The sequence below is a fragment of the Paenibacillus terrigena DSM 21567 genome (assembly GCF_000374845.1).
Classification (GTDB): Bacteria; Bacillota; Bacilli; order Paenibacillales; family Paenibacillaceae; genus Paenibacillus_K; species Paenibacillus_K terrigena.
This window is the reverse complement of the sequence record NZ_KB895414.1, coordinates 1-13,678: the sequence shown is the minus strand read 5'-3', so window position 1 is coordinate 13,678 and position 13,678 is coordinate 1. Positions and strand designations below refer to the sequence as shown.

Below are 13,678 nucleotides of genomic sequence, written 5' to 3'. Positions count from 1 at the left end.
AGGTTATCAAAATGGAGCTTATTAAAGCAGATGTAACCGTCGTAGGCGGAGGTATTGCTGGGATATGCGCTGCCATTGCTGCCGCACGCCAAGGGCTGCAGGTATCACTTATTAATGATCGACCAGTTCTTGGAGGAAATGCGAGCAGCGAGGTCAGGGTTCATATCAACGGATCGGCATATCTCGGAAACAGTCCATCTTATTATGCTCGTGAGGGCGGGTTGGTGGAGGAACTCAAGCTGAAGGTATTTCACTATAATCCGTTATATAACAAGAAGCTTATGCTCTCGCTCTCGGATACGGTCTTGCTCGACATGGTTTACGATGAGCCTAACATTTCTCTATTCCTGAATACATGTGTGCATGAAACGGGCATGGAGAACGGTAGAATTCAATGGGTGGATGGCCTTCAGTTGGCTTCCGAAAGAAAATTTCGTTTTGAAAGCCGAACCTTCATCGATTGCTCAGGAGATGGCATTGTCGGATATCAAGCGGGTGCGCACTTCCGATGGGGGAGAGAAGCGAAGCATGAATACAAGGAAGAATTGGCCCCTGAAGTCGCGGACCATTACACCATGGGCGATACGATCCTGTTTCAAGCCCGCGATGTAGAGTATTCCGTTCCTTACAAAAGGCCTGGCTTTGCGTATGATATTACGAAGCTGGCCTTTTTCGATAGTATCAGAAAAGGCTTAAACCATCGGTCTTTTCCAAGGAAAATCAACGGGCTTGGCGGATTGTGGTGGCTGGAATACGGCGGACATCTGGATATTATTAAGAATAATGAAGACATCGCATTGGAACTGCGGAAATTGGTGTACGGGATTTGGGATTATATCAAAAATAGCGGCGAATTTGATGATGTAGACAATCTCATCTTGGATTATGTATGCCCGATTCCGGGAAAGCGGGAGTCGAGGCGGTTTATAGGGGAGCACATGCTGTCTCAGAACGATCTTACAGCAAAGCCGTATTTCGCAGATGCAGTATCCGTCGGAGGATGGTATATGGATTTACATGCGAATAAGGGCATCTACGATGAGGGGCCGGCTACAGCATGGAATTTCGTGCCTGGCTTGTACAATATCCCTCTCCGCAGTCTATATTCACGAAATATTCCTAATCTCATGTTCGCTGGCCGCAATATCAGTGCTACCCATGTGGCTTTCGGATCTACCAGGGTCATGGCAACCTGCGGTTGTATGGGGCAGGCGGTTGGAACGGCTGCTTCGTTATGCTTGAAATATGAGGTAGACCCCGCGGCCATCGTCGAAGCTCATATGGGGGAGCTGCAGGCGCTGCTGCTTCGAGACGGGCAGACGATTGTAGGGCTTCAAGAGGAATTAGATCCTTACTTTGCTGACGGATTGACTATTCGTGCCTCGTCTCAGCGCAGCTATGACAATCTTCATCCATCCGAAGAGATTTCCTTGGCGAAAGCGTTATGTTTGGTCTTGCCGATTCAGACATCCGTGGCTGAAAGCGTACGGATCAAAATTAAAAATATGTCCGAGCATCCGGAAACGCTGCATGTGAAGCTGTTTGGCGGGGATCGGAAGGAAAACTACATTCCCACCAGTGCGTTGAAAGATTACCGCTTGGTTATTGCAGCCGGTCATGACGACTGGATTACGCTAGACTTGGGGTGCAAGAAGCCTGCTGACGACAAAATCTACATCGTATTGGAAGGTACGGCGAGCCTTGCCGTATACGGCAATGAAGAGAAATTGACAGGAGCGGTCAGCTTCCATTATAGGCCGGAAGAGCCGTCCAGACTGAAGAAACTCAATAAGAACATTTGCTTCAAGGATCTGTTGCCATCCCAGAATATGTACAATCCTGAGAATGTCGTCAACGGCTTCTCCAGACCTTATGGTCTGCCGAACGGCTGGATTTCTGAACGTACGGAAGGACAGGAATGGTTGGAATTCTGTTTTGCAAGCCCCAAACATGTAGATGAAATCCATCTTGTTTTTAATTCACAGTTGGATTTGGAGCATTTCGACGATCCGATCGAGCCACTTATCCAAGATTATGATGTGACCTTAACCTTAGAAGACGGAACCGAGCGTGAAATCATCATCCGTGGAAATTATCTCACGTTGAATAAACATAAGGTGGATGCGAAAGATGTAACCCGAATCCGGTTTGATTTCTCCGCAACTTATGGTTCTCCTTATTATGAAGTGTTTGCTGTAAAATGGTTTGCTCCTAAAACAATAAGTGAGGTCAGGTGAAGTCGGGATGAAGGAATTATTCCCTCGAAGAGGGCTGCCTAATGTCATTCCTAAGTTAGAAAATGGGGATACCGTAACAATCGTCTATTTTGGCGGCAGTAATACGCGTTCGGAAGGATATAGGGTCATGACAGCAGATTGGCTTCGAGGGCAATATCCCAATGCGGATATCCGTTCTGTGAATGCAGGCATTTCTGGGACAGGATCGGACCTCGGCTGCGCCCGTCTGGAGATGGATGTGCTGCGTCATCAGCCTGATCTCGTGTTTGTTGAATTTGTTGGTAACGATGGCGGAGTTCCCGAATCGAAGGCGAGGATCGAAGGCATTGTCCGACAGATCCGTAAGCGCAGCCGGTTTACCGATATCCTGTTCGTTTATACGCTGAAGGAGCGGGATGTGGCCCTATTTCAGTCTGGAGAATACCAGAAGGGGGCTCTCATGCAAGAGGAAGTGGCCGATTACTACGGTATTCCTTCGATTCATCTGGGCGTAGCGGTCAGTCATTTGGTGTCCGAGGGAAAACTCATTTTCACCTCAAGGGCAGACCAGTCCAATCCTGGAGCCATTATTTTTACGCATGATTCGATCCATCCGACCATTCCCGAAGGACACCAGATTTACACGGATACGATCACCCGGTCATTTGAGAAAATGAGCGAATTTCGAGATCATCTGGGAAGGTTGGAACATCACTTGCCTCAGAATCCGTTAGTTTCGGCTAATCCTTGGGAGTATGCGACCATGCTGTCACTGGATCGTCTTACTCATTTTTCTGCAGGATGGTCTTACATGACGCCCGATGATTTTCCTTTAGTGCGCGAGTACAATTGGTTGTTCCCCGGCCTATGGCGAGCAATCGATCCAGGAGAGGCTATCACAGTACAGTTTGAGGGAACCCATATCGGGCTATTCGATATCGGGGGGCCTGATTCTGGCAGATTGAAGGTGTCGGTGGATGGCGGGGAACCCTTTGTTGTTGATCGATTCACACCACACAACGATCATAATCGAAATCAATATGTATTCTTGCCGGAGCTCCCGAATGGGAAACATACGGTTCGCTTCGAAGTCGATACCGAGAAGACAGACAAAGCGGCCGTGTTTGAGGCATGCGGCAATGAACGAAGTATGGAGCATGTTCGGCGGCATCCAGATTGGTATGATCAAACGGTGATCCAGCTTGGGAAGTTGTTATTGGTGCAGCCGCCATTATAATTGATCATTAGGCTTTATCCAATTGGAAGACCTACATCATATCTGACTGCAGTTGAGCGGTTCGTTAGGGTGTAGGTTTCTTTTTTTACTTAAAATCTTTTAAAAAGGAAGCTACTTTCGCTCCAATATGTAAATGCAAAATATATTGTATATATGTCCATTTTTTGGTATCATTAATCATGTACGATTTTAGTCCGAGTGGAGTGGAAGTTTTGAAAAAAAGTTTAAGCCGGTATGTTTTGACAGATGAAATTTATGCTCTATTAAAAGATCAAATTATCAATCACCAGATTGTTCCCGGGGAAAAAATAAATATCGATCAATTAGCTCGTGAACTTGAGGTCAGCAATATTCCTATTCGCGAAGCGCTATCCAGATTGACTGCTGAGGGCTTGGTGAATATGGTGCCGTTTAAAGGCATGTATGCAACGGATATGACTCTGCAAGAACTGGACGAAATTTTTGAAATTAGAATGGAATTAGAATGCTTGGCGATTAGGAAAGCAGCTTCCAATATACCTAATTCTTTATTAGTTGATCTGAAAATGGATATGGAGAGATGGTCTAACAAAAAGCCAGAGGAAAATACCGAGAGAATCAATTTGATCGCCGAGATGAACCAAAGTTTGCATGGTGTAATCCTTGATTACTGCTTGAATCATACCTTAAAAAACTTGATTACAATGTATATAGAGAGAATACAGAGATATTTAACGGTTATTCAAAAAAGAATGGATCAACAACTGATTGAAGAGGAATGGCATGAGCATATGCTGGTTATAAGTTGTTTGGCAACAAGGAATGTTGAGGAAGCGGAGCAAGCTTTGCAGAAGCATTTGATTAATTCTCACGCACGTACTAGAAGCTTCTTTATCTAATTTTTTTAATTAATATCATACATGATTAATGATATATTATAATGCGACTTTTTATAAAACGAATGGAGGCAAGCCTAAATGGTGCTGTCTGGTAAAACAGCCATCGTGACAGGTGGCGGATCGGGAATTGGTGAAGCGATTGCACGTTTATTTGCTGCTCAGGGCGCAAAGGTAGTCATTGCGGACTGGAATGAGAAGGAAGCCGTCCGTGTGGCAGATGAGTTAACGTCAATCGGGCAATACGCGACAGCGGTGAAGGCTGATGTTTCGAATGAAGAGGATGTTCGCGCGCTCATCGAAGAAACATTAAATAAGTTTGGTCACCTGGATGTCATTGTGAATAACGCTGCCGTTATTTTGCCTAAATTTCTAGAGGACATTGAATTGGATGAATGGGACCGTCTGCTCAACATTAATTTGAAAAGTGTGTTCCTTATGATCAAGCATTCACTCGCCGAGCTAAGGAAAACGCGTGGAACCATCGTTAATATGGCTTCGTTAAACGGTTTGGTTGGACAAAAGATGAATCCCGTATATGCCGCGACCAAAGGCGGAATTATCGCAATGACGAAATCACTGGCATTAGACTATGCGACGGATGGAATTCGTATAAATTGCATCTGCCCTGCCGGAGTCTCTACGTCACTATTACAACAGTGGATTCAAGAGCAGGATGATCCGACAGCAACCATTCAGAAGTTGAATGATATGCATGCGCTGGGTAGACCAGCTACTTCGGAAGAAGTCGCTCAAGCCGCGCTCTTCTTAGCCAGCCCTCAATCCGGTTTCGTTACAGGTGTAGCTCTTCCCGTTGACGGCGGGGCGTCACTTGGTTACTAAATAGGTTTCGCATATACCAAACTTAGGAGATGATCAGATGAAAATCACTAAAGTGGAAAGTTTTGTATTGCATGTACCAATTACACCGCCGATCACAGATGCTATTAATGTTGCTACACACTGGGGGTTATCCGGTGTACGCATTTTCACGGATGAAGGTTTTATTGGATACGGATATACAGGAACATGTGCAAATGGCGATGATATGATCGTTGATACGATTGATAAATACTATGCTCCTCTTTTAATTGGCAAAGATCCATTTATGGTCAAAGAGCTGTGGGACGAGATGCGATTTGGAAAAATGCATTGGATCGGCCGATCGGGCGTCACGCATATGGCACTGGCAGCTGTAGATATCGCGCTATGGGACATTATGGCGAAAGCGTCGAATAAGCCGCTGTGGAAGTACCTCGGAGGAGCGAAGTCGAAATCAATCAAAGCCTACAATACGAACGGCGGTTGGCTCAACTGGACGCAGGAGCGTCTGCTAAAGGACGTAACGGATATTGTGGAGCAGGGCTTTACTGGCGTTAAAATCAAAGTCGGCAAGCCAGATCCGCGTGAAGACTACGATCGTTGTAAGGCTGTAAGGAAAGCAATTGGAGACGATGTCATATTCATGATCGACGTCAATCAGCAGTGGAACATTAATACAGCGATGACTTGGGGCAAGAAGCTTGAGGAATTCGATTTGTTCTGGCTGGAGGAGCCATTAAATCCGGATGATATTATGGGACATAAAAAGTTGGCTGACGAGTTGAACGTTCCCATTGCTCTAGGAGAACATGTGTACAACAAATATGCGTTCAGGGATTATATTCACCAAGGAGCAGTCGAATATTGCCAGGTTGATGTTACTCGTGTAGCAGGTATTACGGAATGGCTGCAGGTGGCTGGTTTAGCTGCTTCGTATGATATCCCGATTTGTCCACACGTTGGCGATATGGGTCAAATCCACCAGCATCTTGTAGCCTCTACGCAAAATGCAATCATGTTGGAATATATCCCTTGGATACGTCACATTTTCGAGGAGCCTGCGACTGTAAAAGAAGGGCATTATGTGCTGCCTGAAATGCCTGGAGCTTCGACAACGATTTTGCCTAAGTTTTTTAATGAGTATCGCGTGAGATAAGATAAGTTTAAGAGAAGGAGCTTACGCCTATACATAAGCTTGGATATTAGGCGAACGGCGTCAGAGTTTAAAGGCATTCAAGCTGAATAAAAAGGATGCGTACTATGGTGAAGCGATATGGTAATGTAATCAAGGTTAAACCAGAGAAACTCGAAGAATATAAAATGCTGCATGCTGATGTGTGGCCAGACGTACTAAAAATGATCCATGCGTGCAATATTCGAAATTATTCCATTTATTATAAAGACAGCTACTTATTTAGTTATTTTGAATACATCGGTGAAGATTTCAAGAAGGATATGGCTAAGATGGCAGCAGATCCTGTTACCCAAAAATGGTGGGAGTTATGCGATCCATGCCAAGAGCCATTGAAGGCACGGCTTAATGGAGAATGGTGGGCATCTATGGAGGAAGTCTTTCATACTGACTGAAATATCACAATGAAACAAGCGATCTTCGAGACGGTCATTAGACCTGTATCTCGAATGATCGCTTTTTTGCTATGCAGCGAATGGCGTGTGATCTGTCGTATTTTTCCTCCGCTCAAACCCAATGATTGCATTGCTAGCGTTCGCTAATGTCCCACGTAGCACCTTCTATTACGGGTAAAGCAGTTTGGCAAACCCAGTTGAATAGCCAGGGAGCAGATTACTGCAGTAGCTGCTCCTTGTTTTCATTGAAGTAACGGACAGCATAGGTTAATGAATTATTCATGAATATTGAGGTGTTTATAAACGTTACTGCCAAGGTCTCTCAAAAAATGGAGAGACTTTTATGTTTTGCAATTATTTCCACACATCTGTATCGATGTTAAAACCGAAGCATGTTGGAGGGGGAAAACTCCATTAATGTAAAAACATCCCTGTAAGCGGTTGTTCTATTATAATAGGGCTAGTGCGAAGAGAGGTGGAATGGCGATTATGAACAATAACCTGGAAACCTCGTATTTAGAAGAGAAATTGTTAGAAGCCAAGACCCACTTTAATCGGGCGCTTGCGCTGGGATGGTCGGCGGGGCTGCTGGCGGTGTACGGTGCGGTGCGGCTGGTGCCGGGCTCGCGCGAGATGGGGATCGGGTGGACGGTGGGGCACCTAGCGCTGTTCGCCGGGCTGGTGCTGATGGGCGTCGGACTGGTGGAGCTGTGGCGGCTGGGCGGCCGGGACACGGCGTGGGGCCGGGTGTGGCTGGCGGTAGGCTGCGCCGGTGTCGCATCGGGTCTGGCGCAGGCCGGGATCGACTTGTACGCGAACGCCGTCTCCGCGGACCTGGAGTCCCGGTCGGCGCTGTTCGAGCGGGTGCAGTCGGTGCCGGGGGTGATGCCGCTGGTGTACACGGTGGTGCCGATGCTGCTGTACGTCGGCCTGATCGCGCTGCTGGTTCGGGCTCCACCACGGGACGGCGCGACGCACCGCCAACCGCCCGGTGCTGGTGCTACTGGGCACCCTTGCGATGGGGGCGTCGCTGAACTTCCTGACGGTATGAGCGAGAAATGGCCGCTGGTGGCGGTGTTGACGGGGGCGGGGATCTCCACGGACACGGGGATCCCCGACTACCGCGGCTCTGGGACGAGGCCGAATCGATTATGCTGGCCAATTGGGAGATTTTGTAGTTTGGTAATAATCGGAGCCGCTCACTGTGCAGGCTTCATTGCTCAACTAACGGGACACTATAGCTTAATTAAAACGCGGCTGCCGGCATGGATCGGCAGCCGCGTTGCGCTAACGGGCAGGTTAGTTCGAACGATCTACAAAAATTAGCTCGTGGTCTGAGAAAGGTTAAAATCTTCGTGGGAACACAAGTCATGAAGTCAATTTATATACCAGGCTCGATCATGATTATGGCAAGCCTGGTACGATGATGACACTTAATTTTTGAACAGAATTTCGCCCACCTGTGTGGAAATGTTGAGCGTTGCACTCTCGGATTGAGCCTTACCAACATATCCATGGAGTTCTTTGGAAACAACCTTTGTGGTATTTGTTGCTTTTTCAAGAGCAACCTGATTATCGATAGTTCCTATTTTTGTTGATAGATTTACATATAGAGGTACTGGTTGATCAGGTAGAGCGAATTCGACGTTACCAACGTTAGTAGATATGTTACTGCTTTCCATACCAATTACATCCGTTACAGTAATGTCGCCGGCACTGCTGCTCACATTTAAGTGTTGGACAGACAATTCTGACTCAACGGATATGTTGCCAAATTTATTATCTATCTCAAGGGATTTGAATTCTTTATAAGGAAGACGAATCGTTAAAGATGGCAATGGCCCCGTATTTATGATCTTCTTTTGTTTTTGTTCAAGTATAATCTGTAATGTTCCATCTTGGATCGACGTAGTCACGTTGGGATCCATTCCTTGTGAATTGCCCTTGAATAATTCCAATTCTGCTTGATTGATTTGTTTGTCGCCTATGACTGTAACTATAGCAGCGTTACTCTGAATTTTTAGGGATTGAATGTTAGTTACATCTATTTGGGAGATATCCCCTTTTACTGCATTCGAGACATTTCTAATGTCCGATGTTTCTGAATTTACTACAATTGTGTTTGTCGGTATAGAAGAGTTTTGCTGGAACATACTTGGTGTACTAGTGACAGAGGATTCTTTCGTACATCCGGCGAGTCCGATACTGGCAGCGGCCAGGAGAATCATAGCTAACTTCTTATTGTTGTTCAAACGTTTATCTTCCTTTCTTCTGCATCTGCTAAACAGATCGTCATCATTTCATATCACGTGATCCGTTTGTATATTAATCGTACAGTGGTCAGAAAGATTTGGTAACGGTCTTTGGTTTGAATAAGAACTGGACTTATGTCTAGGGAAAAGCCTCCTTCTTTAAACTAGGGCACATGATGAATCCAGCGGGATAACTATAAGCGCCATTGAACTAACGGGCAGTTTAGCTCAATGTACTAATAGAGGAAAGATGAGGAAATCTAGGTGCAAACCGAATCACAGGATAAGTGAATACTACGACAAGAAAAGGAAAGAGGGCAAGCCTTACAAAGTGGTCGTGATAGCTTGCGCCAACAAGCTTCTCCATCACGTGTACGCCATCCTTTGTAAAAGCGAGCCCTACAAAGCATTAAAAAACCATATTTATCAATAACCCTCACGCCAATGAAGGTTATTTGTGCTGTTCAGAAAAGTATATCTGTATTCTATTACTTAACCAAGTTGTAATGCTTGACAAGTATTAGCTGGTTTTTTTGTTTTACGCAAATAAGGAGTATTTGAGTGATGTAAAGTGTGCTTGACATCAAAATGAAAGTAAAGTATCCTTTACGTAAAGCTAGTTTTACATAGAGGTGGGGTTGGATGGAACATCGCATTAAAAATTTAAGAGCAGCTATAGGGCTAACACAGGAACAGTTGTCCGAACGAGTTGGTGTTTCGAGACAGACGATCATATCCATTGAGAATGGTCGATATAATCCATCCTTAGAATTGGCATATAAAATTGCTAAAGTGTTTGATCTTTACATTGAAGATGTATTTATTTTTGACAAGGGGAGTGAATAATCATGAGTTTGGATCAGGTTGGAGTCTTACTGATGATACTGCTCGGGATATTTGGAGGATTGCTCGGGTTATGGTGGGGTCGCAAGCAAGCAGCGCGTCAAAGGGGACTTGATGAAAGATTTCATATCATTTCAAGTAAATCTCAAGCAACCGCATGGAAAATTACGCTGGTAGCAATCTATATCCTATTCATCATGATGGTATGCGGTGTGAAATTGTCTGCAGCTCCTGTCCTGGGGATTGTATTGCTCGTTCATATGGCAGGATGGGCGTTCTCGAGCGTGTATTATAATATTAAGCTATAGGGAACATCGAGCATGTTAGATTGACAATCGCTAAAATATAGGTGGTTTTGTCTTAAAATAGAGAAGTAAGGATCATTAAGCTAACGGGACACGTTAGCTTGATTGAACAAACCATCTTTGTAACCCAGCCCCAAAGCAGACACTCGGAATCTTCGGGCCGTCGGTCTGCTTTGGGGAAGGCGTGTTGCAGCTCTTCGTTCCGCTTACGGGTAGGATTGTTAATCTCTTAAAAAGAGATGTACGCTTGCGTATGGTCAAATATGTATGCCTGATCCCAGAAGTAGAAGTATCTTTGATCCTTGTTGTTTATTAATGCTAATTCATTTTTTTTAATTATATCCATTATTGCGGACTCAATTAATTCAAATCTCACGGGTCCCCATGCCTCTTGCTTTAGTTGAGCATAATTCATGCTTTCCATCAAGGTCAGACCTTTAATTCGCTGGAAAAGAGCAGCCCACATAGTCAAATCGGACCTCAGGCTGTTACAAGGGATCGCAAATTCCCTTAAGCCAACTGCTCCTGTATTTGTGGAGATAGCAATTAGCCCGTAGATATCATCTGTTCCATGTCCAAGTTGCAGCTTTTCTGTAAGTTTACTGTCAAATCGAAAACATTCTATTCGGGTAATCTTACACTGCTGCGAACTTTCAATAGAAAGACCAATCGCTGATTTTTTCAAATTTAGCAAAGCAATACGAAGGGGATGAATATCTTGGTGGTGATACTCGACAGTTTCATCTATCGTAATATTGTTAGGAATCGTGATCGGCATCCTTATCACACCTTTACACATGTTTAGTTAGTTCATGAAAACAAAAATGACCTTCTCTGGAATCAGAGAAAGGTCATAAGAATTCAAAGTCATATCCTCGCTCTTATCTCCCAGATTCGCTTAGTACAGCTTTTCTGCAAGAATTAGCACCGTGCATTCCTTTGGTAACAAAGGTTTGTCGGTTGCCGGGTTTCATCGGGCTAGTCCCTCCACCTACTCTTGATAAGAAAATTCAACATATTCAATTATTTTTATAATACTATATAGCATTCTGATGTCAAGGTACTTCGACGAAAAAGAGGCCAGAGAGGAACCAAGTTTGAACCGCTGCCGGCATGATCGGCAGCCGCGTTGTGCTAACGGGCAGGATAGTTTAAGATCATTCACGGTGAACCGTATCATAAATAAGGGCAAGTTTTTTGCGTAATTCCTTGCGGGGCTTGGGATAAATTCGCTCTTAGCTTTGTCTTCAAGTTCAACCCTTAGCTGGTTGAAGTAATCTTGGACAAGTTCGAGGAGCGCCTGCGGAATTGCTTTGGCGTGGCGAAGCACTTTTAAATCCTGATACGTAAAGATGATACGCAAAACAAATACCTCCTTAAGAAACAGAAATAGAGCCCCTTAGAACAGGAGCTCATGGAAATAATATATGTTTGAAATTCTGCCACTTTCGGTGTTGCGTTTTACTCCCACACAGTATAGAATGAATTGATGACAAATTACTGGAAGGAGTGGTAATATGAGGTGGAAACGGGAGGCTTACAATAAGTCGATTGTTACAATTTCATATTCTCGTTCCATTAAGACACTAAAGCATTCGTTGCTTTAGTGTTTTTTATTTGCGCGGAGGTGTTAATTTGACAAGGTACAAAAGAGTTCTTATTAAACTAAGTGGTGGAGCAGTCGCCGGAAACACGGAATTTGGTTTTGAGCCTGAAAGGTTGGACCATATTGCCAATGAAATTATGTCAGTTGTGAATCTAGGTGTTGAGGTATCATTAGTTATAGGTGGAGGGAATATTTTTCGCGGTAATATGGCGGAAAGCTGGGGAATAGAAAGAGCAGAAGCTGATAACATCGGGACGCTTGCGACTGTTATTAATAGCTTGATGCTTCGAGGAGTTCTTAAAGCCAAATCAAACAAAGAAGTTCGTGTAATGACAGCAATACCTATTACATCAGTTGCAGAACCATACATCAGACTAAGGGCAGTTCACCATCTGGAAAAGGGCTACATAGTAATTTTTGCGGGAGGAAACGGGCAACCCTACGTTACAACAGATTATCCTTCCGTTCAAAGGGCAATCGAAGTTAATTGTGATGCTTTGTTAGTTGCAAAACAAGGCGTAGATGGTGTTCTCAATGCTGACCCTAAGTTCGACAAAGAAGCAAGGAAGTTTAGGTCAGTTCACTACAACGATGTTTTAAAATATAACTTGAAGGTAATGGATCAATCAGCTTTCATCTTAGCTAGAGACTACAATCTGCCAATGCATGTGTTTAATTTTGACAAGCCGGGCTCAATGAAAGAAATTTGTGAAGGGAAAGATAATGGAACGATAATTAGCGGTGAGTCAATTTTGGAATTGGAATGAGTTGAAGATTATGAGGGGGCATAACAGCGCTCCTTCTTTTTCGTAATACTTGCCGTTACAGACAGCGCGGAGAACCGTATCACAAGTAGTGATAAAACGGAGAGTCGAATATTAATGGTGAGTTTAAAATAGTAATAAGGAAAAGACCGGAGCACAGTAAATCCGGTCTTTCTTTGTAACAATCATTCAGGTAACGGGCAGTATAGTTCAAAGCGAATGAGGAAAGCAACACGTAGTGGTATGCACTCGTGTTGCTCTCAGTGTTCTAAGATCCAAGTTTCTTAACGATAGGGATCCAAATTTCCGTTTTCATACATGTTGTTTCCCGGAATTAATCTTAGTCCAAAAAATATTGCAAGAGTGTCTGAATTAGATGCTTATTTAGATATAGATTTATATGCAAGTGGTCCTAATTTAGAGTAGTTCGATGAAGTCAGACGACTTCATCGAACACCGTATCTACGCTGCAGGGGACGAGCCCTAAATCTGCACGTGGTGGAGAAGTCGATCAAGCAGATAGCCCTGCGAGGCTAAGGCCGTCGGACCCTGCGCGTAATATCGATTAAGCTAACGGGACACTATAGCTTAATCAATAACTAAAACGCGGCTGCCGGCATGGATCGGCAGCCGCGTTGCGCTAACGGGCAGATTAGTTGAAGTCGTGGTTACGTCATCCGTCTCCAGTCCAGGCGATAACGAGACTTTAGCCTGTTTTAGCGAGATGATCCTTCGCTTAAGATGATGGTATGGAAAAATCATCTGATCGAGGTGGCTTGATATGACGTTAATCGATAGTCCGAGATTCAATCGACTGAGCGGGATCGTGCTCGCTTATTATGTTCTAGCTTCCGTCTTCGCGCTACTGCTTGGAATCGTGCAGCCGGCTACCGGCATCCCTGTGGTGATCATCCAGCTGACGCAGTTCGGGCCGATGCTGGCGGTACTTGTCGTTCTGTGGTTACTCCCTGGCTCTCGAGGGCTTGTTCGCCAGGCGGGACTCCAATCATCGAAGGCGGGCATTGCTCAATTGGGGGAAGCAGTGCTGATCGTGGTGGCGATTTTCGTGGTCGCGCTGGCCTGGTACGGATTGTCCGGCCATATGATCGACTTTACGAATCCGTTCGATCTGGCGCACCCGATATGGCTCATCGTCATTGCGCAGTTCATC

15 protein-coding genes and 1 riboswitch are annotated in these 13,678 nt (G+C 44.8%); of the genes, 11 read left to right on the top strand and 4 right to left on the bottom strand.

The window, feature by feature from the left end:
- Positions 1-11 precede the first annotated feature (11 nt).
- The 7 genes from C558_RS0108020 to C558_RS32495 all read left to right on the top strand — a co-directional run bounded on the left by C558_RS0108020 (position 12) and on the right by C558_RS32495 (position 8,063).
- Positions 12-2,237, top strand: a complete 2,226-nt coding sequence (locus tag C558_RS0108020) for an FAD-dependent oxidoreductase (protein WP_018755741.1) — start codon at positions 12-14, stop codon at positions 2,235-2,237.
- A gap of 7 nt (positions 2,238-2,244) precedes the next feature.
- A complete protein-coding gene (locus C558_RS0108015; protein ID WP_018755740.1) occupies positions 2,245-3,453 on the top strand; it encodes an SGNH/GDSL hydrolase family protein in 1,209 nt (402 codons plus the stop codon).
- Between the two features lie 239 nt (positions 3,454-3,692).
- Positions 3,693-4,331: a GntR family transcriptional regulator gene (locus C558_RS0108010; RefSeq protein WP_245583761.1), complete on the top strand. Its 639-nt coding sequence runs from the start codon at positions 3,693-3,695 to the stop codon at positions 4,329-4,331.
- A gap of 78 nt (positions 4,332-4,409) precedes the next feature.
- Positions 4,410-5,171: an SDR family NAD(P)-dependent oxidoreductase gene (locus tag C558_RS0108005; protein ID WP_018755738.1), complete on the top strand. Its 762-nt coding sequence runs from the start codon at positions 4,410-4,412 to the stop codon at positions 5,169-5,171.
- Between the two features lie 37 nt (positions 5,172-5,208).
- A complete protein-coding gene (locus C558_RS0108000) occupies positions 5,209-6,306 on the top strand; it encodes a mandelate racemase/muconate lactonizing enzyme family protein (protein ID WP_018755737.1) in 1,098 nt (365 codons plus the stop codon).
- A gap of 104 nt (positions 6,307-6,410) precedes the next feature.
- A complete protein-coding gene (locus C558_RS0107995) occupies positions 6,411-6,737 on the top strand; it encodes an L-rhamnose mutarotase (RefSeq protein WP_018755736.1) in 327 nt (108 codons plus the stop codon).
- 489 nt (positions 6,738-7,226) lie between these two features.
- Positions 7,227-8,063 carry a hypothetical protein gene (locus tag C558_RS32495; protein ID WP_156826039.1) on the top strand — a complete coding sequence of 279 codons (837 nt, stop codon included), beginning with the start codon at positions 7,227-7,229 and terminating at the stop codon, positions 8,061-8,063.
- Between the two features lie 107 nt (positions 8,064-8,170).
- Here the strand turns inward: C558_RS32495 and C558_RS0107985 are convergent, their stop codons facing one another.
- A complete protein-coding gene (locus tag C558_RS0107985; RefSeq protein ID WP_018755734.1) occupies positions 8,171-8,989 on the bottom strand; it encodes a DUF4097 family beta strand repeat-containing protein in 819 nt (272 codons plus the stop codon).
- A gap of 642 nt (positions 8,990-9,631) precedes the next feature.
- On the opposite strand from C558_RS0107985, the gene C558_RS0107980 reads away from it, so the two are divergent.
- Positions 9,632-9,835 carry a helix-turn-helix transcriptional regulator gene (locus tag C558_RS0107980; RefSeq protein ID WP_018755733.1) on the top strand — a complete coding sequence of 68 codons (204 nt, stop codon included), beginning with the start codon at positions 9,632-9,634 and terminating at the stop codon, positions 9,833-9,835.
- Between the two features lie 2 nt (positions 9,836-9,837).
- On the top strand, positions 9,838-10,140 hold the full coding sequence (locus C558_RS0107975; protein WP_018755732.1) for a hypothetical protein: 303 nt from the start codon (positions 9,838-9,840) through the stop codon (positions 10,138-10,140).
- Positions 10,141-10,366: 226 nt separating this feature from the next.
- On the opposite strand, the gene C558_RS32490 is transcribed toward C558_RS0107975, so the two are convergent.
- Positions 10,367-10,915: a hypothetical protein gene (locus C558_RS32490; protein ID WP_018755731.1), complete on the bottom strand. Its 549-nt coding sequence runs from the start codon at positions 10,913-10,915 to the stop codon at positions 10,367-10,369.
- Positions 10,916-11,015: 100 nt separating this feature from the next.
- Positions 11,016-11,144: riboswitch (SAM riboswitch) on the bottom strand.
- Positions 11,129-11,500, bottom strand: a complete 372-nt coding sequence (locus C558_RS33675; RefSeq protein WP_018755730.1) for a hypothetical protein — start codon at positions 11,498-11,500, stop codon at positions 11,129-11,131. (Overlaps the previous riboswitch by 16 nt.)
- A gap of 272 nt (positions 11,501-11,772) precedes the next feature.
- On the opposite strand from C558_RS33675, the gene pyrH reads away from it, so the two are divergent.
- The gene (gene pyrH, locus C558_RS0107960) at positions 11,773-12,510 is read left to right on the top strand and encodes a UMP kinase (RefSeq protein ID WP_018755729.1); all 738 of its coding nucleotides are present in this window, start codon (positions 11,773-11,775) and stop codon (positions 12,508-12,510) included.
- 585 nt (positions 12,511-13,095) lie between these two features.
- Here the strand turns inward: pyrH and C558_RS33670 are convergent.
- Complete coding sequence (locus C558_RS33670) at positions 13,096-13,269, bottom strand: hypothetical protein (RefSeq protein ID WP_156826038.1); 174 nt, start codon at positions 13,267-13,269, stop codon at positions 13,096-13,098.
- 19 nt (positions 13,270-13,288) lie between these two features.
- On the opposite strand from C558_RS33670, the gene C558_RS34450 reads away from it, so the two are divergent.
- The coding region (locus C558_RS34450; protein ID WP_018755728.1) for a hypothetical protein at positions 13,289-13,678 on the top strand (390 nt) is incomplete at its 3' end.

What these genes read in the sequence shown, in the direction of transcription:
- C558_RS0108005 (WP_018755738.1), top strand. Translation starts at nt 4,410, where the DNA reads ATGGTGCTGTCTGGTAAAACAGCCATCGTGACAGGTGGCGGATCGGGA.
- C558_RS32490 (WP_018755731.1), bottom strand. Translation starts at nt 10,915, where the DNA reads ATGCCGATCACGATTCCTAACAATATTACGATAGATGAAACTGTCGAG.
- C558_RS33670 (WP_156826038.1), bottom strand. Translation starts at nt 13,269, where the DNA reads ATGATTTTTCCATACCATCATCTTAAGCGAAGGATCATCTCGCTAAAA.
- C558_RS0107980 (WP_018755733.1), top strand. Translation starts at nt 9,632, where the DNA reads ATGGAACATCGCATTAAAAATTTAAGAGCAGCTATAGGGCTAACACAG.
- C558_RS0108000 (WP_018755737.1), top strand. Translation starts at nt 5,209, where the DNA reads ATGAAAATCACTAAAGTGGAAAGTTTTGTATTGCATGTACCAATTACA.
- C558_RS0108015 (WP_018755740.1), top strand. Translation starts at nt 2,245, where the DNA reads ATGAAGGAATTATTCCCTCGAAGAGGGCTGCCTAATGTCATTCCTAAG.
- C558_RS0107995 (WP_018755736.1), top strand. Translation starts at nt 6,411, where the DNA reads ATGGTGAAGCGATATGGTAATGTAATCAAGGTTAAACCAGAGAAACTC.
- C558_RS0107975 (WP_018755732.1), top strand. Translation starts at nt 9,838, where the DNA reads ATGAGTTTGGATCAGGTTGGAGTCTTACTGATGATACTGCTCGGGATA.
- C558_RS0108020 (WP_018755741.1), top strand. Translation starts at nt 12, where the DNA reads ATGGAGCTTATTAAAGCAGATGTAACCGTCGTAGGCGGAGGTATTGCT.
- C558_RS32495 (WP_156826039.1), top strand. Translation starts at nt 7,227, where the DNA reads ATGAACAATAACCTGGAAACCTCGTATTTAGAAGAGAAATTGTTAGAA.